Source organism: Enterobacter cloacae complex sp. 418I7 (genome assembly GCF_050030705.1).
Classification (GTDB): Bacteria; Pseudomonadota; Gammaproteobacteria; order Enterobacterales; family Enterobacteriaceae; genus Enterobacter; species Enterobacter intestinihominis.
In genome coordinates this window covers 3480511-3500278 of the sequence record NZ_JBLGUU010000001.1, presented here as the reverse complement: position 1 = coordinate 3500278, position 19768 = coordinate 3480511, and the positions used below count along the sequence as shown (strand labels likewise).

The 19768-nt window shown below is 60.3% G+C and carries 8 protein-coding genes; 2 read left to right on the top strand and 6 right to left on the bottom strand.

Going from position 1 to position 19768, the window contains the following annotated elements; all coding sequences use genetic code 11:
* The gene (locus ACQG0S_RS16780; RefSeq protein ID WP_022649114.1) at positions 1–1182 is read left to right on the top strand and encodes a PLP-dependent aminotransferase family protein; all 1182 of its coding nucleotides are present in this window, start codon (positions 1–3) and stop codon (positions 1180–1182) included.
* 54 nt (positions 1183–1236) lie between these two features.
* Here ACQG0S_RS16780 and ACQG0S_RS16775 read toward each other — a convergent pair whose 3' ends face one another.
* Complete coding sequence (locus ACQG0S_RS16775) at positions 1237–1656, bottom strand: nuclear transport factor 2 family protein (RefSeq protein WP_045308442.1); 420 nt, start codon at positions 1654–1656, stop codon at positions 1237–1239.
* Between the two features lie 95 nt (positions 1657–1751).
* On the opposite strand from ACQG0S_RS16775, the gene ACQG0S_RS16770 reads away from it, so the two are divergent.
* The gene (locus ACQG0S_RS16770) at positions 1752–2483 is read left to right on the top strand and encodes a helix-turn-helix domain-containing protein (protein ID WP_032625901.1); all 732 of its coding nucleotides are present in this window, start codon (positions 1752–1754) and stop codon (positions 2481–2483) included.
* Here the strand turns inward: ACQG0S_RS16770 and nudI are convergent.
* The 5 genes from nudI to ACQG0S_RS16745 all read right to left on the bottom strand — a co-directional run bounded on the left by nudI (position 2455) and on the right by ACQG0S_RS16745 (position 19292).
* Entirely contained in the window at positions 2455–2880 is a 426-nt protein-coding gene (nudI, locus tag ACQG0S_RS16765) for a nucleoside triphosphatase NudI (RefSeq protein WP_048965954.1), read from the bottom strand. The genes ACQG0S_RS16770 and nudI overlap by 29 nt on opposite strands.
* 133 nt (positions 2881–3013) lie before the next feature.
* A complete protein-coding gene (locus ACQG0S_RS16760) occupies positions 3014–4213 on the bottom strand; it encodes an HlyD family efflux transporter periplasmic adaptor subunit (RefSeq protein WP_048965953.1) in 1200 nt (399 codons plus the stop codon).
* A complete protein-coding gene (locus ACQG0S_RS16755; protein ID WP_023298431.1) occupies positions 4194–6386 on the bottom strand; it encodes a type I secretion system permease/ATPase in 2193 nt (730 codons plus the stop codon). Before ACQG0S_RS16755 ends, ACQG0S_RS16760 begins: the two co-directional genes overlap by 20 nt.
* Positions 6383–7786, bottom strand: coding sequence for a TolC family outer membrane protein (locus ACQG0S_RS16750; protein ID WP_022649108.1), 1404 nt, complete (start codon positions 7784–7786; stop codon positions 6383–6385). The genes ACQG0S_RS16755 and ACQG0S_RS16750 overlap by 4 nt, the downstream gene beginning before the upstream one ends.
* An 82-nt stretch (positions 7787–7868) precedes the next feature.
* Positions 7869–19292: a BapA/Bap/LapF family large adhesin gene (locus ACQG0S_RS16745; RefSeq protein ID WP_065421689.1), complete on the bottom strand. Its 11424-nt coding sequence runs from the start codon at positions 19290–19292 to the stop codon at positions 7869–7871.
* Between the last annotated feature and the right edge of the window lie 476 nt (positions 19293–19768).

The following is a 19768-nucleotide window of genomic DNA, read 5'->3' as shown; positions in this document are numbered from 1 at the left end:
ATGTCTGCAAACAAACTCGCCAGCAGCGCGCAGGGCCTGCAATCCTCTGCCATCCGTGAATTATTAAAACATAGCAAAATGGCAGGCGTGATTTCGCTGGGGGGCGGTATTCCAAACCCGGATCTGTTCGATCATGAAGGTTTAAAAATTGCCGCTGATGCCGTGCTGTCTCAGCATTTTGGCGAAGCGTTCCAGTACGGCCTGACGGAAGGCGTCCCGGGGCTGCGCGAAGAGATCCAACGCATCTGTGAAGGTCGCGGCATCGCCTGTAAAGCCGATGACGTGGTCATTACATCCGGCTCTCAACAGTCGCTTGACGTGCTGGCGCGTGCGTTAATTAACCCGGGCGATACGGTCGTCGTTGAGCGTCCGACCTACCTCGCCGCGTTGCAGGTCTTTGGCCTGGCACAGGCGAATTTTGAATCCGTCGGCACCGACGGCGACGGCATGAAAGTAGATGAACTTGAAGCGCTGGTGGCAACCAAAACCATCAAAGCGGTTTATATCGTGCCAACCTTTGGTAACCCGGGCGGCGTGACGCTCTCCGAGGCGCGTCGTAAACAGCTGGTGGAATTATCGAAGCGCTATGACTTCGTGATTATCGAAGACGATCCGTACAGCGAAATCAACTATACCGAGGAAGCGTTCCGCCCGCTGATTGCTCATGCCAAAGATATCGGCAATGAGGATAACGTGGTGTACACCTCCACCTTCTCTAAAATCCTCGCGCCGGGCACCCGCGTGGGCTGGGTGCTGGTGCCGGAGTGGCTGAAGCGTGCGGTGGTGAACCTCAAGCAAACCACCGATCTGCACACCAGCACGCTGTCGCAGCTGATGACGTACGAATATCTGAAAACCGGTCGTCTGGCGAATCAGATTAAAATGATCCGCGAAGCCTATCGCCAGAAATACCAGACCTTTGCCAGTGAACTGGAAGCGGAGCTGGGCGATGTGATGTCGTTCCACAAGCCAAAGGGCGGCATGTTCCTGTGGGCGAAAATGAATAACGGCATCAATACGACGAAATGGCTGGAAAAAACGTTGAGCAACGGCGTCGTGTTTGTGCCGGGTGAGTTCTTCTACTGCAACGAGCCGGACCACACCACGCTGCGCATGTCTTTCGTTACCCCAACGGATGAGCAGCTTAAAGAAGCGGTTCGACGTCTGAAAATTTCCCTGTAAGCGGATGCGCATAATGGCAGATGCCGTTATGCGCTGTTCCCGTGTAGGGTAAGGTTATTGCGTGGCGTGGGCGAGGGTGCGGTCAAATGCATCGCCGTCTGGCACCTGTGTGACTTCATGGATCCGACAAATTTTCCCCTCGCGCAGCGTGGCAAACATATACACCTCTAATTCTGCCTGGCGACCATCCGGATATGTCACGGCCACTCTGTGCCGGTCTGCCACACATTCGTTATGGCAACATAACGCTTCCACGGTAAACGTAATCTCGCGGATCTGCGCACGCACATGGTTCAGGTGTTTCATAAATCCCTGATAATCAAGCATGTGACCGTCCGTAACCTGCTGGTAATCGGGCGTAAACACCTCTGCCGGATCTACATTGCCATTGAATAAGCGGGTTAACAGACAGGCCATTTGCTCGCGCTGCGCGGTGTTGTCGGGCTGGTTTATCAGGGATGTAATGATGGTCATGTTAGCTCCTCGTGATGTTGAGCCGCTATTATCCTTGACAGCATAAGGCGTAGTTTCTGTAATAAGTCGAAGAATAACGATTTTCGGTCAAATTCATGCTGACAACTGAGAGGCTTGTTCATCCCGGCGGCTATCACACCCCGTGGCACAGCCATCATGCCGGCCAGCTCTGGCGCATTGCTGCGGGGCTGCTGGTGATTGAGACGCCGCTGGGGCGTTCGGTGGTACCCGCAAAACATATCGGCTGGATCCCGCCTGGTCAGCAGCACGCTGCCTTTTCGGAAAGTGCGATTGAAGGTTGCGCTGTCTATCTTGACCCTGCCCATTGTGAAGGGCTTCCGGAAGAGGCCACGCTTTTCGAGTCGGACGATTTTACCGATGCACTGTTTTCCCGTTTAAGCGTTGCCGGGAGTGAATACGATCCCCGAAAGCTCATCCTGCTGCTGGAGGAGTTGGCTCTGGCGTCTCAGGTCCGCTTTTATCTGCCCGTACCGACCGATCCCCGGCTGAAAAATGTGGTCAGGAAACTGCTGCAATCCGTCGATGATAATCAGACGGTGGAAAGCCATGCCAGCCGTGCCGGGATGAGCGTACGTACATTCAACCGGCGGTTTAGCGCGGAGACGGGGATGAACTTCGTCAACTGGCGCCAGCTGGCGCGCGTCATGCAGGCGATGGAGTGGCTGGCGGCGGGGAAGCCGGTGGGGTGGATTGCGCTCTCGTGCGGATACAGCAGCGTCAGCGCATTTATTGAAGTTTTCAGAACGTGGACCGGTAAAACGCCGGGGCAGTGGGCGATTAAAGAAGGCCCTTTTGCGCAAAGGTAATGCGCGTGGCCTCGTTGAGATCCAGCTCTCTTAACGATTCCGGATAAACCCAGGCGATCTCCTGAAACTCGTCGTTAAACGTAACATCCCGATTGGCGCTGATGCAGTCGAAGATCAGATAAATCATATAAATTTCCTCGGTGGTACCATCGGCGTAAGTTTTGACCCTGATGTCATCGCGAAAAGCCCAGGGCTTGACGTCGATAATGTCCAGCGCGTCGCCCAGCTCCTCACGGACTTCACGGCGCAGCGCCTGTTCCATGGTTTCGCCTGGTTCCATTCCACCACCGCAGAGTGCCCACTGACCGGGGAATACACCGCGATCGTCGGCCATTTTACATAGCAGGTAGGCTCCGTCATTCTGGATGATGGGGCAGACAATGTTTCGTTGGCGCATGATTTCTTCCTGAAAAATGAATTTGGGCTACTATAGCAGATTGGTGATGGAGATCATGTTAGGTGTGTTGGATCCACATCACTCGGAACAGCGGTGTAGGCCGGGTAAGGCGAAGCCGCCACCCGGCGTTTGACTACCGCTCCCTCAGCGCCTCCCTCGCCCGGTTAAACGGCTTAATCAGATAATCCAGCACCGTTTTCTCCCCGGTCTTAATATCCACCGTCGCAATCATCCCCGGCACAATCGAAAAGTGCCTGCCCGCCTTGTTCACCAGATAATCCTGGCTGGTGCGAATGAATACACGGTAGTAGAACACCTCCGGCTTCGCTTCGTCCTGAATGGTGTCCGGGGAAATGGTCTCCACCACTCCGTGCAGCCCGCCGTAAATCGCGTAATCGTAGGCGGTGATTTTCACCAGCGCCTCCTGATTAGGATGGATAAAGGCGATATCCCGGGGCGAGAGGCGGGTTTCAATCAGCAGGTGATCGTCCACCGGCACAATCTCCATTAACTCGCCGTTGGGCGGTATGACGCCGCCGATGGTGGTCACCTTGATGTTTTTCACGATCCCGCGCACCGGCGACTTCACCGTCAGGCGGGTAACGGAATCCTCGCGGCCTTTCAGGATCGCTGACACCATATCCACCTCGGCGTTGGCCTTCGACAGCGCTTCACGGGCCTGCACGTAATACTGGGAACGCACGTCGGTGAGCTTCAGCTCCAGGTCGCTTTTCTGCCGTTGCAGGCGCAGCACTTCCACGTGGCTGGCGGCACCGGTTTTCACCAGCCGTTGAGTGATCGCCAGTTCTTTATTGGCGAGCGCTAACGCGGAGCGGAGTTCACGCTGCGTATCCTCCAGCTGGGCGCGGCGAGAGTTGTAAAGCCGCGTTTCTGCGGCGGTCAGGTCGGTCCATTTCGCCAGGGAAGGCGGGAATTTCAGCGGGAGATCGTTCACCTCGGCGTACAGGCGCACGCTGGAGGCCAGCGACGCGCGGTAACGCGCCGCGCTTTCGCCGACGTTAGATTCCGAGCGGGTAGGATCAAGCCGCGCCAGCACCTGTCCGGCCTGCACCTGATCCCCTTCGTGTACGTTCAGCTCGGTGAGGATCCCCCCATCCAGCGACTGCAATACCTGCTCGCGTGAACTGGGGATCACTTTTCCGGTGCCGGTTGAGACTTCATCCAGCACCCCGAACCACGCCCAGACGCCGAGCACCACAAACATCAGCAGGGAGAAGAAAACGATGCGCCGGGCACCGGTATAACCGCTTTCGGAGTCGAGCGCGTTATCCAGATCTTCTACTGCGGCAACGTCACGCTGATTGATTTTCATTGTTCCACTCCCGTCCGGTTGCCTGCTGCTGTTGCTGCATACGGCTGTTGTTCAGCGCCTGCGCTTTTGGCGCGTCCATCACCAGCATGCCATCTTTGAGTACCACCACGCGCTCCACCAGCTCCAGTACCGGCACGCGGTGGGTCGCGACAACCAGCGTGCGGTTGCCGAGCCACGCCCCGAGACGTTGAATAAATTCCCGCTCGGTATGTTCATCAAGGGAGGCGGTCGGTTCATCCATCAGCACGATATTCGGGTCGCGCAGCAGCATCCGCGCCAGCAGAATAGACTGCCGCTGCCCGCCGGACAGCCCGACGCCGTTCTCCATAATCGGGTAATCCAGCCCCTTTGGCAGCTTCTGCACAAAGCTGGCCGCGCCGCACATCTCCAGCACCTCGAAGATCTCTTCATCGGTGGCGCGCGGCATGCCGAGCGTGATGTTCTCGCGCAGGGTGCCGTAAAACAGCCGGGCGTTTTGGGTCATAAAGCCGACGTTTCTCCGCACGTCAGCCACGTCCAGATGCGGCAGGCTGAGGTTGTCGAGCCGCAGTTCACCGCCCGCCAGATCCATCCCGCCCGCCATCGCCTGCAACAGGGTTGATTTGCCCGCGCCGTTGCGCCCGAGGATCGCCACTTTTTCGCCCGCTTTGATCTCCAGGCGGTTAATGCGCAGCGCCATGCGCGGATCTTCCGGGTGATAGCGGAACTGCGCCTGCTCGAACAGGTAATGTCCGCGCAGCACGTCCTGACGGATCGGCGTCTCTTCGCGCTGATTCTCGGTCGGCAGCTGCATAATGCTGTCCAGCCCCTCTTTGGCCGCCTTCACCTGCTGCCAGCGGGCCAGCACGCCGCACAGCGTCGCCATCGGGGCGATCATCCGTGAGGCGAGCATTGAGGCGGCCACCACCGAACCGGTGGTTAAGGTGCCGTCGATCACCATCGGCGCGCCCACCACGATCACCCCGGCATAGACCAGGCTCTGAATGGTCATCCCCCAGCTGATCAGGTTCTGCGTCAGTTCGCGGGTGCGCAGGCCGGATTCGGCGGTGATCTGGATATAGCTGTTCCACTGCTGCAAAAAGCGGTTCTCCGCCTGCATCAGCTTGATGTCCTCCAGCCCCTGCACGCTCTCCACCAGCACCGCGTTGCGCAGGGTAGATTCATGCGCCGACTGCTTCGCCAGCTCCGCCAGCTTCTTTTGCAGCAGCAGGCCAGGCAGGACCATGATCACCGCCGCCACCGGGGCGATCCACGCCAGCTGCGGGGCGATGATCGCCAGCACAATCACAAACAGGATAAAGAACGGCAGATCGACGATGGTGGAAATGGTGGAGGAGGTGACCATCTCGCGGATCTGCTCCAGCTCGCGCAACTGGGAGATAAAGCTGCCGGTGGAGCGCGGAATGGCGCTGTGGCGTAGCCGCAGCGCGTGGCCGAAGACCCGATCCGAGACGCGCATATCCGAGCGTTTGCCCAGCAGATCCATAATGTGCCCGCGCGCCACGCGCAGCACAAAACCAAACAGCGTGGCGATCAGTACCCCAATAGTCAGTACGTAGAGCGTCGGGTAGGACTGGGCGGGGATCACCCGGTCATACACCTGCATGGAAAAGACAATGCCGGAGAGGGAGAGCACGTTGATAAACAGCGCCGCCAGCATCACCCAGCTGTAAGGGCGAAGGTCGCGCATCACCAGCCGGTAGAGCCAGTCCGGGCGGTATTTTGAGATATAGGCGTCCACGCGGCTGTCCTTCAGCGCCGCCAGCGGACGCAGGGCGATGACGTGGCGGATGGCAGGCAGCATCGCGCTCATCGACAGGCGGTTGGTGTGCGTGTTGTCGTCGAAAAAGCTGACCTCAAGCGTATCCTCGCCGTCGAAATTGTCGATCACGCCGATTTTACCGTCGTTTAGCTCTACCACCACCGGCAGACGCCAGCTGTTAATGGACTGCTGATCGGCCGTCAGCAGCTGGAACGTCAGCCCGGCTTCACGGGCGAGCTGCGTCAGCGCGGGCACCATCGGTTTGCCTTTCAGCCACGGCGCGCCCGCGATCAGCGAGCCTGGCGAGCAGGCAACGCGATAGCGCGTCGCCACATAGCCAAACGCCTGCGCCCACTGCTCCAGCGCCTCATCCGTCATGTTTTCACCTTGCGGAATATCGCGTTGCTTCATGGCTGGATCTCCACGGTCTGGATGGTGCGGTTTTCAAGATCGAACGCCTGACGTATGCGCCCGGTTTGGTAGAGACAGTTCAGCTGAAGCTGGCGGAGCTGTCCGGCGGTTTGCTGCTGGGTAAAGCGCGCCTGATACACCTCCTGCTCGGCGTTGAGCACGTCGAGCAGCGGGCGGGAACCAAGATCGAGATACTGCTGCTGATACAGCTCGCGGGTACGGGCGCTGAGCGCTTCCTGGCGGCCCTGGATCTGAAGCGTGCTCATCAGGCTCATCACCTGGCTGCGCGCTTCCAGCAGTTTTTGCCGCACCTCAAGACGGGTGCGCTGAATGGTGGACTGGGCCGATTCCACCGCGTGTCCGGCGGCGTTACGCCGGGCGGTGAGGCCGCCGCCCTGATAGAGCGGCATCTGCACTTTTACCCACGCGGAGTACTGGGTGCGGTCCCGCGTTTCGTTGCCTGAGTAGCGGTCGTTAAGATAGTGGCGGACTTCCGGCTCCAGCGAGACGGTAGGGGTCATCTGCGCGTTGGCATAGTCGAGATTGGCCTGCGCGACGTTGGCCTGCGCCCAGGCCGCTAAAACCGAGGGTACCAGGCGATCGTCCGGCTCGGCAATATCGCAGCTGCGGGCCAGACTTTGCGGAAATTCATTGCTGACCGCGTTCAGGCCGTCCCAGCCCAGCATGCTCATCAGCGTGGCGCGTGAGCTGTCGAGGCTGGCCTGATACTGCATCAGCTGCGCTCGCGCGCCTTCGATACGGGCATCGGTCTGCACCACGTCAGAGAGCGACGTGGCGCCTTCGTCATTACGCAGCTTCGTCAGTGTGCCGATGGAGGTCAGGGCGTCCAGCTGTTCTTTAGCGGTCTCGACCATCTGCTGCCAGGTCTGCACCTGCACCATAGCGATGGCGGTATCGTGGGCGATAGTGTCGATGCTCACCAGCACGTTGGCCTGCTGCTGGGCGACGCCCGCGTTTTCGGCGCGCACCTGGCTTGCGACTTTGCCGAAGTCGTAAAGCATTTGCGAAAGAGAAAGCACCAGCGAGGGGGTAAAGCCATTATCGTCGCCGTCGTGGCTATAGCCGTTATCCATGCCGGCGTTAATTTGCGGATAATATTTCGATTTGGCGACGTCCACATTTTCGCTCTGCTGATAGAGTTTGCCGACGGCTTCACTGATGGCCGGATGCCAGGTCACGGCGCGGTTTACGGCTTCATCCAGCTGTAGCGTGCCGGGGGCGGCTTTGCTGGCTACGGGCGCCACGCGGCCATTTAAAGAGGGGAGTTCCTGCGTTTCGCTTAATTGTCCGGTATTAATCATCGCCGCAGGGTTTGCCGCGATAGCGGGCACAGATATCAGGCAGCACGAGAGCCACCAGTAAGGCATCTTCTTTCCCATGTCTTGTCCCTAATAAAAAAGTACTGCTTTTTTGTTTATGCCCGGGCGCTGTGCGCGCCCGGGTCATTTCTTGCAGGTGCTATCAGGTAATGATGTGTTGCTGGTTTACAAGCTCGTCGTAGGTGGTCTGAACGTTGTCCAGCGTAACGAGCGTAGATTTAGTGTAGGCGGCTCCCGTGCCGTCACGGTCGATGGAGATCACAGTATTGTTACCGCTTTGTGAAACAGAGACATAGTTCCCCAGCGTCGACGCGCTACCGTTCCAGCCCACCAGCAGATCGCCAATGTCGATCTTGTCTCCCTGCGACAGGGAGAAGTTCGTCCAGTGGTCACCCGTGCTGTTACCTGCGGTGGCGTTACCCGCCGTAGTGTTCAACACCTGATAAATCAGCGTGTCGCCGTAGGCCGTGCCGCTAATCACATCGTTATGTTCCGAACTGACAAATTTCGGTGCCATATTGATGGTCAGCGAGGCGGTATCCCGGGTGCCGTTGGCGTCGGTCAGGGTGTAGTTAAAGACCTCCTTGCTGGTGATGGTAGAGAACGATATCCCCGGGTTGAGTGTGTAGGTGTAACTGCCGTCTGCGGCAATCGCCAGCGTGCCGTAGTGACCCGTGATGTTTACCTGCGTGCTGCCGGTGTAAGGATCCAGCGTGGTGGTTACGCCGTCGTAGCCGGTAATGCTGAGACGGGTATCCACCGAGTGCAGCTGGTCCATCGCGCCCGCGGAGCCGGTGCCGTCGAAGATATTGCCGTCAACGGTGTGGGTGCCCGTGGCGTCAAACTGCGACAGGGAGTAGCTGGTCCCGGTGACGCTTGGGGTAACGGTGATATTTCCCACCCCCAGCGGTCCCATTCTGCCGGTATAGTTCAGCGTATAGGTTCCCGCTTCCAGATCGAGGCCCGTCAGGTTGATCGTCGCCCTGCCGCCCAGCAGCAGCCCGCCGTTAAATGAGCCGGATCTGAGGGTGGTGGTGCCGTTGGTCAGCGTCCAGTCGACCGTTAACCCGGTAAGGGTCAGCAGCGAGGCGACGTTAAACGACAGAACCACGTTATGCAGTGCAGTATTAGGATCCACCACGAAGGTCCCGCTTCCGCTGCCCTGGGTTGAGGCAAGCAGCGCGGCGTTCCAGCTCGCCGACCCGACGGTGGTATCCGAGTATGCGGCGGTGCGGTGCACCGAGTTCACGTCCATCGCCGTGCTGACATCGTTCACCGCGTCCATTGGCTGCGCGGTCGGGGTGATGTTCAGCGATGCCGTGTCTTTCGAGCCGTTCGGCGCGGTGATGGTGTAGACGAAGGTATCCGGCGTGCTGATGCTGTCAGCGCCGACCCCGCTGTCCAGGGTGTAAGTGTACTCCCCGGCTGCGTTGATCCGCAGCGTACCGTACTCGCCGGTGATCTCCGTCAGGCCGCTGCTGTTCACCGCCACGCCGTTAACGTCGGAGACCACGGTACCTGCTGGCGCAATATCATCCGCCAGCACATCCCCGGTCGTGCTCTCGCTCACGCTTGCCACGCTGTAGACATGATCCTGCAAGACGTTCAGCGTGTAGGCCGTCAGCGCGGTGATCCCCGCCGCCGTATTGAGCAGGAACAGGTACTCGCCAGCGGGCAGGTTCAACGTCAGCTGCGGGGAGGTGCCGCCCAGCAGCGGCGCGCGCAGCCAGCCGGGTTCAACGCGCATCTGCTCGAAGGTCTGCGTCGCATTGTTGAACTTATAGATGTAGAGGTCGAACACCGAGGCCAGCGCGACGCCGCCCACGGACGCCTGAACGGTCATGGTGCGGGTGGTGCCTTCTTCCACGTTATAAATGATCGGGTTGGCCAGATCGTCCAGCAGGTTCAGCCCCAGGGTATTGCCAAGGTTGATCCCCACCAGGGTAAAGCCGCCCTGCGACGAGGTGCCGTTGTTGATCGCCTCCACGGTGGTGTCGAAGGTCAGCGAGGCGGTATCGTCCACGGCCACGATCCCGCTGCTGGTAGTGCCTTCGCCCAGCGACAGAACCAGATTTGCCGAGGCGCTGGTGCCGTTATGGGTGATGGTGTAGGTAAAGTTCTCCGTGCGGCCAATGACGGCGGCGCTGGTGTTGGTCAGGTTATAGGTATAGCTGCCGTCCAGGTTGATGGTCAGCGTGCCGTATTGCCCCTGAATCACCGTGCCGTCAGCCGTAACGCTGGTGGTGGTGCCCTGGGCGTTGGTGACCGTAGTGACGGTGGTGCCCGCCGGGGCGTTGTCGCTGCCTGCGGTTGGATCCACGTCAGTGATGACGTTCCCGACAACGCTGGTCTCGCCGGACACGGTGCCTGCGCTGGTCTCTTTCACCGCCACATCGAGGCTGGTGTAAGAGCCGGTTGCCAGCAGGTTAGTGTTGTAGCTCAGGACGCGATACTGACCATTCGCCAGCCCGTTCAGGTTCAGCGATACCCCCGTCGCGCCGAGGGTCAACAGGTCAGCGAACTGCGGCTGCCCGGTATCGACCACGGTGGTCCAGGTGTTGTTGGCGGCGTCGAAGCGCTGTACCACCAGCTCAAGGGTATTGAGCAGGGAAAGAACGGCACCCGTGGCGTTGGCGTTCACGGCAATATCCGCACTGCCGCCGTTGCCGACGGTGAAACCTACCTGCGCGGTGTCGTTGCCGAGCAGCGTCAGCACGTTACCTAAGGCGCCTACCAGCAGGAAACCATAGTCGCTGTACTGCGAATTGGTCACCGTGGCGGTGGTCGTGAGCGCCAGTTCTTCAGCGTTGGTGCTGGCAGAGAGCGGCACCACCGGCGCAAGGGCTGAGCCGGGCAGCGAAACGTTGCCTGCCGCATCGGTGGCGGTGATTTGCAGCGTCTGACCTTCCGTCTGTTTATTGAGGAAGGTGTAGCTCCAGGAACCGTTGCTGTCCGCCGTGGCGGTGACCGTTGAATTATCCGCCAGGCGGATGGTGACGGTGCTGCCCGCTTCAGCGCTACCGGTCAGTACGCTGCCGTCTGCGTTGAAGGTCCCGGTTGGAGCCGTTGGCGCAGTGAGATCGACAATGACGGTGGTCGACGTGGAAATCGGGCTGGTGCCCGAGCCGTTGCTCGCCGTGGCGGTGAAGGCATGCGGGCCTTCACTCAGCACCGGCGTGGTGAAGCTCCAGTTGCCGCTGGCATTCGCGGTGACCGTGCCCATCAGCACCCCGTTGTTATAGAGGGTGATGGTCGTGTTCGGCTGCGCCGTGCCGCTCAGGGTTGGCGTGGTGTCATCGGTGGTATTCCCGTTGGTCAGGTTGCCCGTCACCGTGCCAACGTTATCGTCAATATTGGCGATAACAGGCGCGTTCGGGATTGTGGTGATCGGGGCAATCACGGAGGTGGTGATACCCGCGTTACCGGCCTTATCGGTAGCAAAGACGATCAGTGACTCCCCGCCGGTCTGTGGAGGGGTGAGGGTGGCGCTGAAGCTTCCGCTACCGTCCGCGACGGCCGTTCCAAGCACGGTTCCGGTGCTGCTGGTGATGGTGACGGTGCTTCCCGCTTCCGCTGTACCGGTAACCTGCGTCCCGTTGGTGATCACCGCCAGCCCGGTTGGGGCTGGTGGCGGCGTCAGGTCAACGTTAATCGTGATAATCGGTGAAGCCACGCTGGTATTGCCCGCGGCATCGGTGGCGGTTGCGGTGAAGTTATGCGCGCCTTCCGTCAGCGTGGTGCTGGTTTGCGGCAGCGTCCAGTTGCCGTTGGCATCGGCAGTGACGGTCCCCACCAGCGTCGTGCCGTCGTAAATACGTACGGTGGCATTGGCTTCTGCCGTACCGTTTAAGGTCGGACGGGTGTCGTTGGTTGGGTTGGTGCCAGTAACAGGTCCGGTGACGGTCCCCACATCATCCTCAATCGAGGTGATTGCCGGTACGACAGGGGCGGTGGCATCCACATTAATGGTGTAACCGCCGGTCTGCGCGCTGGCGTTGCCCACCGCGTCGGTGGCGGAGAAGGTCAGATTATGCGGCCCGTCAGCCAGCGGGGTGGAAGGCGTAAAGCTCCACGCGCCGCCGGTGGCGACTGCGGTGCCAATCTGTACCCCATTATCAAAGATGGTGACCGTCGCGCCGGCTTCTGCCGTACCGGTGATCGTTGGCCGCGCGTCGTTGGTTAACCCGCCGTTGGCGACAGGCGCAGCGGCGTTACCGACATCGTCGGTGATGCTGGTCAGCACCGGCAGCGCTGGCGGCGTGGTGTCAATGGTCAGGCTGAAGTCGGCGGACGGCGTGCTGGTGTTACCCGCCTGATCCGTTGCTTCTGCGGTAAAGGTGTGTGACCCGGTGCCCAGCGGCACGGTGATATCGACGGTCCAGTTGCCATCGGCATCGGCAGTACCGGTGCCCACCAGCGTGGTGCCCTCATAAATATTCACGGTGGCCAGCGGCTCGCTGGTCCCCACCAGACGCGGGAGAGGATCGTTGGTGGTCTGGCCGGAACCTATTGCCCCGGTGATGGTGCCAACGTCGTCAATCGCCTGGGTGATAACCGGCGCGACAGGCGCAGCCGTATCTACCACCAGCGTAAAGCCTGGTGAGGCAGGGCTGACGTTGCCCGCGGCATCGGTTACCGTGGCGGTCCAGGTGTGGCTGCCGTTTGCCAGCGTACCGGTGGTAAAGCTCCATACGCCGTTTGCGTCCGCCACGGCGGTACCCACTTCACGGCCACTTTCATAAATGGTGATGGTCGCGTTGGCCGCCGCGGTGCCGTTCAGTGTTGGCGTGGTGTCGTCTGTGCTTTGTCCCGAGGCGACCGGGCCCAGCACGGTACCAGCATCGTCAGTGGCCGGGGTAAAGACCGGTGCATCGGGCACCGAGGTATCCACCGTCAGGTTGAACGGTGGTGAGGTGACCCCGGTATTGCCTGCGGCATCGGTGGCGTTGAAGGTAATAACGTGCGGCCCTTCGCCCAGTTCAGTGGTCGGCGTGAAGGTCCAGTTACCCTGGGCGTTGACGACCGCCGTGCCGATTTCCACATCATCGACAATAACGTGTACCGTTGCGCCCACTTCCCCCGTACCGTTGAAGGTTGGACGTGTGTCGTTCGTGGAGCCGTCGCTGGCGAGGGTTCCCGTTCCCGGGCTGACATCGTCTATTACCGTGGTAACCACCGGGGCCGCAGGCCCGGCGGTATCCACCGTAAAGGCGAACACTGGCGAGTTGGCGGAGACGTTTCCGACATCATCGCTGGCGTTAACGCGCAGGTTATACGTCCCGTCAGTCAGTACCGGATCCGGCGTAAAGGTCCAGTTGCCGCTGCCGTCGACCGTGGTGGTGCCAATCTCCACGCCGTTATTCAGCACGTGAATGATGGTACCCGCCTGGCCGGAGCCGCTGAGGGTTGGCGTGGTGTCATTGGTCACCTGCCCGGCGGTAAGCGGGCCGGTTGTGCCTCCCGGGGCATTGTCGCTGACCGTAACGATCGTCGGCACCTGTGGCGCAGTCAGATCGATTTCGACGCTCCAGGCGTTGGACGGCTGGCTGACGTTGCCCTGCGGATCCGTCGCTCTGACGGTAAAGTCATGCGTCCCTTCGCCGAGGGCGGTTTCAGGGGTAAATGTCCAGGCACCGGTGCCGTCTGCTGCCACCGTACCAATTTGCGTAGCGCCATCAAAAATGGCGACGACGCTGTTCGGCTCGGCGCTACCGGTCAGGGTTGGCGTAGTGTCGTTGGTTGGATCGCCGCTTGGGACAGGCGTTGCCGCATTGCCTGCGTTATCCGTCACGCTGGTAATCACCGGCGTGGTAGAGACGGTGTCGACAACGATGGTGATCCCGGCCGACGGGGCGCTCTCATTGCCTGCCGGGTCGGTGGCGGTCACGGTCAGGGTGTGGCTGCCGTCGTCCAGCGCAGGCGGCGTGTAGCTCCAGGTGCCGGTCGGACCGACAACAACGGTGCCCAGCGGGTCGCCGTCATCGTACACCGTAATGGTGTCCCCGGCCGTGCCTGTTCCGGTCAGGGTAGGACGGTTGTCGTTGGTGCTCTGCCCGTCAGCGATTGGGCCGATGACCGGGCCTACGTCATCGGTCACCGCACCGATGGCTGGTGCGGTCGGATCGGTGAGGTCGACGGTGACGGTCGCGATCGGCGACTGCCCGCTGGTCGCGCCGGTGGTGGTGTTTGTGGCGGTGACGGCGAAGGTGTGTGGGCCTTCCGCGAGCGGCAGCAGCGGCGTGTAGCTCCAGTTGCCGTCTGCATCCGCAACAATGTCGGTCAGCGGAACCAGCGCCCCATCCAGATAAATGGCGATGACGCTACCCGCATCGGCGGTGCCGGTAAGGGTAGGCGTGGTGTCATTGGTGGTTTTATCTTTCACATCGCCAGTGACGGGATCGGCATCATCGTTGATTGCCGTAATCACCGGCACCGCTGGCAGAATAAGCGGGGAGTCCGGTACGTCAAAGGTGGTTGTCGGGCTTGCATTACCTGCGGCGTCCGTGGCGAACAGCGTCAGCGTCGCGGGATCCAGTTGGGCCGGGGAGAGGGCGATGGAGAAGATGCCTCCCGTCGCGACCCCGGTCCCGATGATATTGCCGCCGGCGTCACGCACCGTCACCGTGGTTCCGTCATCTGCCGTACCGGTCAGCGGCGTGCCCTCTGCGGCAATGGTGATATTGGTTGGCGTTGCAGGAAGCAGCGTATCCACCGTCACGCTGAGATCGCCGGAGCTGGCGGAGGTATTCCCCGCCGCGTCACTTGCGGCAACCGAGAAGGTGTGCGGCCCTTCCGCAAGCGCGGGGTCGGCTGTCCAGGACCATGTCCCGTTCGGCTGAACCACCACGACCACCGGAGACGGCGTGCCATCAACAGAAACGGTTACGCTCGAACCCGGCTCGCCAATCCCGGTGAGGGTTGGGGTACCGTCGCGGGTGTAAAGCACGCTGTTAGTCAGTTGGCTGTCAGAGACGGCGTCAATTTGCGGCACGGTCGGTGCCTGCGTATCGACCGTCACGCTAAAGACCGGGCTGACCGGGCTCAGGTTACCCGCGTCGTCCACCGCGGCGACGGTGATATTCAGCGGACCATCGGTTTGTGTCGGCAGGGTGTATGACCACTCGCCATTGGCGATTTCAACGCGATCCACTTCCACGCCGTTGTTGTAGATAATCACCGTTTCGCCGGTCGTGCCGCCTCCGCCAATGACAGGTGTGTTATCGTTGGTTGAGCCTCCATTCTGAGCGCCGCCAATGGAACCGATGAGCGGGGTATCCGGGGCGAGGGTGTCGACCGTTATCGTGATACCGGTTGATGGCAGAGATTCATTGCCGGCTTCATCGGTGGCGGTCGCCGTGTATTGGTGCGTCCCTTCGCCAATGTTGCTCTCAGGACGCCAGCTCCAGTTACCGCTACCGTCCACCGTGACGCTGCCCACGGCCTGCGGCTCGCCTGTACCCACCTGGTCATAGATGGTAATGACGTCATTCGGCGTACCGGTGCCGCTCAGTACCGGGCGCGGATCGTTGGTGGTTCCGCCGTTGTCCACTGGCCCGGTGATCTGGCTTACGCTGTCTGTCACCGTCGGGATCCCCGGCTGGCCCGGCGCGTCGGTATCAATGGTAATGGTCACTGGCGTGGACGGTGCGCTTTCGTTCCCGGCGCTGTCCTGATTGGTCACCGTCAGGGAGAGATCGTAGGTGCCGTCAGGGAGCGGATCTTCCGGTGTCCAGCTCCAGTTACCGTCGCCATCGATCTCGGCTTCACCTATTTTGGTTGCGCCATCGTAAATGCTTACGGTATCTCCCGGCGTGCCCGAGCCGCTCAGGGTTGGTGTGGTATCGCGGGTGGTCTCCCCAGGATTCAGAGCCGTCCCCGGTGTGGCGCCGTCCGGGTTCACGGTGATCTCAGGAATATCCGGCGTTGCAGGCGCGGTCGTGTCGATCGCCAGCTCAAACGGTGGCGAGATGGTGGTATTACCCGCCTCATCCGTCGCGTGGACCGTCAGCGAATGCGGGCCGTCCGTCAGCGGCGTGGTTGGCGTAAAGCTCCAGCCGCCGCCGCCGTCAAGCACGGCCGTGCCGAGCAGGGTGGTCCCGTCATAGATAGTGATGGTGGTGCCTTCCGGTGCGGTTCCCTGCAGCTGCGGCAGCGTGTCATCGGTAGTATCCCCGCTGTTAAGCGGAACCTGCACAGTGCCGATGTTATCGGAGACGGTGTCAAGGGTGGCCGCCGGTGGCGGAGTGGTATCGACGGTAAAGGTAAAGCCGGGTGATGATGCGCTGGTGTTGCCGGCCGCATCGCTCGCGACGACGGTGAACGTATGCTGCCCGTTCCCTAATGCGGTAGTGGGCGTGAAGGTCCATGCGCCACCGTTGTTCACAATGGCAGTACCAATATCCTGTCCGTCCAGGCGGATCGTCACGGTGGAGCCCGGCTCGCCGGTACCGTTCAGCGTCGGGAGCGTGTCGTTGGTGATTTGGTTGTTGTCGAGCGGCCCCGTGCGGCCCGGTACGTCATCAATGACCTGCGTAATGGCTGGAGCGCCCGGCGCGGCGGTATCCACCGTGATGCTCCAGGTGTTCGATGTCCCGCTGAGGTTATTGTTGGCGTCAACCGCCGTCGCCGTCAGCACGTGCCCGCCGTCGGGAAGATCCGTTTCCAGCGTGATGGACCACTGGCCGTCAGGCCCAACCACCGCAGTGCCGATTTCAGTGGTGCCGCTGTAGAGGGTGATCGTTGTGCCGGGCTCGCCCGTTCCGTTGATGGTCGGGGTTTTGTCGTTGGTGAGACCGTTCTGGCTGACAGGACCGGTGACGTCGAGCGCATCATCCTCCACGCCTGTGATGACCGGGGTTTGTGCCGCGGTGATGTCCGGCGCGTCAAACGGCGCGGTCGGGCCGGTGTTTCCGGCGGTATCGGTGGCATCTGCGGTCAGGGCTTCGCCGTTGGCTTTCGGCGGGATCAGATCAACGCTGAAATTACCCTGATCGTCGGCGACCGCTTCCCCGACCTTAACGCCATTTTCACGAATGGTGACGGTGCTGCCCGGCTCGGCTGTACCGGTTACCGTGGTGCCGTCGGCAGAGATCACCACGTTTTCCGGTGCCAGCGGTGGCGTGCTGTCTGGCGCGTCGGCAAAGCCGGACGGACTGGTGTTGCCGCTGCCGTCGGTGGCCGTCACTTCAAGGGCTTCGCCGTTGGTCTGGGCTGGCGAAATCGGGATGGTAAAGGTGCCGTCCGGACCGGCGGTGGCCTGGCCGATAATCGTACCGTCCGGCGCTTTAATAATAATCGTGCTGTTTGGCTCGGCGGTTCCGCTGACGCTTGCCCCGTCTTCCGCCACCACCAGGTTACCCGGTGCGGCAGGCGCGGTGATGTCCGCTGCGTTAACCAGCGCCGGGGAACTCTGGTTGCCTGCGGCATCGGAGGCGACCACGGAGATGATCTCGCCGTTCACTTGTGCAGGGTTCAGGTTGGCGATGTAGTTGCCGTTGCTGTCGGCAGTGGCGGTCCCGATTTGCACCCCGGCGTTGTTGGTGATGACAATTTTACTGCCCGGCTCGGCAGTACCGGTGATTTGCGTGCCTGTCGAATTGAGCGTCGCCTCCGGCATGTCTGGCGGCGTAAGATCGACGGTAAAGTTGATCGGCTGAGACAGGCCGCTCTGGTTGCCTGCCGCATCGGTTTCGCGCAGGGTAATCGAATGTGCACCCTCTGCCAGCGGCGTTGTCGGCGTGATGCTCCAGGTACCGTTCGGCAGAACCGTTGTGCTGCCAATCGCAACGCCGTTATCGTAAACCGTAATCGTGCTGCCTGGTTCTCCTCGGCCCGTCAGGCGGGGCTGCGACTCGTCGGTAAACTGCCCGGCGGTAATCGTGCCTTTCAGCCCTCCGGTGTCATCGTTAACGATAAATCCTGTCGGCACCGGCGGGGTGGTGACATCCACCGTTACGGTAAAGGCCGGCGAGGCCGGACCGGTGTTACCGGCGATGTCGGTGGCGCGTACGGTAAGCTGGTGGCTGCCTTCGCTCAGGTTAACCGACGGCGTAAAGCTCCAGCTTCCGTTGCTGCCTACAACCGCTGTGCCAATGGCAATGCCGTTATCATAGATGGTGACCGTAGAGCCCGCTTCCGCCGTGCCGGTGAGCTGCGGGCGCGGATCGTTAGTGGTGCTTCCGCTTCCGAGCACGCCGGTATTGGGCGCAACGTCATCGGTCATACCGGTGATGGCCGGGGCACCTGGTGCGACCGTATCCACCACGAAGGTCACCGCTGTGGACGCCGGGCTGGTATTGTCTGCCGCATCGGTCGCGGTGGTGGTAATGGCGTGGTTTCCTTCAGACAGGTTGGTCGACGGGGTAAAGCTCCATTTCCCGGTAGCATCGGCCGTGGCGGTGCCGATCGGCTTGCCGTTGTCATAGAAGGTAATAACGGTGCCAGCTTCACTGATGCCGCTGAACGTCGGGCGTGCATCGTCCGTGCGTTGTCCGTTGCTCAGCGGGCCCGCTTCGGTGCCCACGTTATCATTGACGGTGACAATCTCGGGGGCAGCCGGCGCGGTTGAATCCGGTGCCGTGACCTGAACGCCCGGGCTGGTATTGCCGGACGGATCGGTGGCGGTGGCGGTGATCTGCTCCCCGTTGGTGAGCGGCGTGCCGAGATCGATAGTAAATTTCCCGTCGCTGCCAGCCTTGCCCGTTCCGATGGTGTTGCCATCGGCATCTTTCAGTGTCACGGTGCTGCCCGGCTCAGCCGTACCGGAGACGGTTTTGCCGTCAGGCGAAACCTCCAGATTGGCAGGTGCATCCGGCGCGGTGAGATCCGGTGCTGTGACCTGACCACCCTGGCTGGTATTGCCGGACGGGTCGGTGGCCGTGGCGGTGATCTGCTCCCCGTTGGTGAGCGGCGTACCGAGATCGATAGTAAATTTGCCGTCGCTGCCGACCTTGCCCGTTCCAATGGTGTTGCCATCGGCATCTTTAAGGGTAATCGTGCTGCCCGGTTCAGCCGTACCCGTTACGGTTTTGCCGTCAGGTGAGACCTGAAGATTAGTGGGAGCATTCGGAGGCGTAGTATCAGGTTCGGAAGGATTTCCCGGATTACCGGGATTCGGGTTGTTGTTATCGTCATCTCCGCCACCTCCACCGCCGGTTCCCGCCGCAATAGCAATCCCACCTGCGGCGGCCAGGCCACCCAGCACCCAGGGCCACGCAGCGGCGCCACCAGCATCACTCCCTGACGCCGCCAGTAATGCATCGGTGGAGGCGATGGATTCATAGGTCGCGGCACCGGTTGGATCTTCAATCCACCACAGCGCTCCGTCACTCTCTTCAAGCACCAGCTGGCTTACGCCCTGCGCATCAGCGACGTAGAAATTCTTGAGGGTAATCACTTCGCCCGAATTGAGGGTAATCACCAGATCGTTTCCGCTGCGGGAGTAATCTGCGATGTTGGCTCGATCCACGTTAAGCTTAACGATTGAGGAGTGATCGAGTGTTATCTGTGTCCCTTCCGTGGTCGTTTCCACGCCAGTTAATTTAGATATAACAGATATTTGGCTCATACAGTTATTACTCCAGCAGAGTGATTGGTTACGGCGTGTCAAACAAAGCCATCGTTTCTGAAGGGATGAACGCGCTCCCGGCGAAAATACTGTTTAATAAACAGGATTTACCGTTACTTTCTTTAGCGCGACCGATGCCCGCCAGGATTAAAAGTGGCAACCTCAGGGCAAAGCTAATTATTTACACAGGAAATAGTTGTTTATTTATATGTTTGCGATTTATAAGCCTTATTATTTGTGCAGGTATTAAATTATTTCGTTATAAAAATGATATAGCTATAAATGTCTGAATACGCAAATTAAGTGTTCGTAAACCCAACGCGGCTATTGCAGGAGGGATTAATTGATAGCGTGAATATGTTTCGTTAGCTATGAGGGCGCGTGGATAAAGGGTTTTGGCGTAAAAGGTGCAACCCTTAAAACGGTGCTGGTGGGGCGATATTAATAATTATAATATGCGATAAATATCTAATTTT

Excerpts from the sequence above, each read along its gene's own strand:
- ACQG0S_RS16780 (WP_022649114.1), top strand. The coding sequence starts at position 1 with ATGTCTGCAAACAAACTCGCCAGCAGCGCGCAGGGCCTGCAATCCTCT.
- ACQG0S_RS16775 (WP_045308442.1), bottom strand. The coding sequence starts at position 1,656 with ATGACCATCATTACATCCCTGATAAACCAGCCCGACAACACCGCGCAG.
- ACQG0S_RS16770 (WP_032625901.1), top strand. The coding sequence starts at position 1,752 with ATGCTGACAACTGAGAGGCTTGTTCATCCCGGCGGCTATCACACCCCG.
- nudI (WP_048965954.1), bottom strand. The coding sequence starts at position 2,880 with ATGCGCCAACGAAACATTGTCTGCCCCATCATCCAGAATGACGGAGCC.
- ACQG0S_RS16760 (WP_048965953.1), bottom strand. The coding sequence starts at position 4,213 with ATGAAAATCAATCAGCGTGACGTTGCCGCAGTAGAAGATCTGGATAAC.
- ACQG0S_RS16755 (WP_023298431.1), bottom strand. The coding sequence starts at position 6,386 with ATGAAGCAACGCGATATTCCGCAAGGTGAAAACATGACGGATGAGGCG.
- ACQG0S_RS16750 (WP_022649108.1), bottom strand. The coding sequence starts at position 7,786 with ATGGGAAAGAAGATGCCTTACTGGTGGCTCTCGTGCTGCCTGATATCT.
- ACQG0S_RS16745 (WP_065421689.1), bottom strand. The coding sequence starts at position 19,292 with ATGAGCCAAATATCTGTTATATCTAAATTAACTGGCGTGGAAACGACC.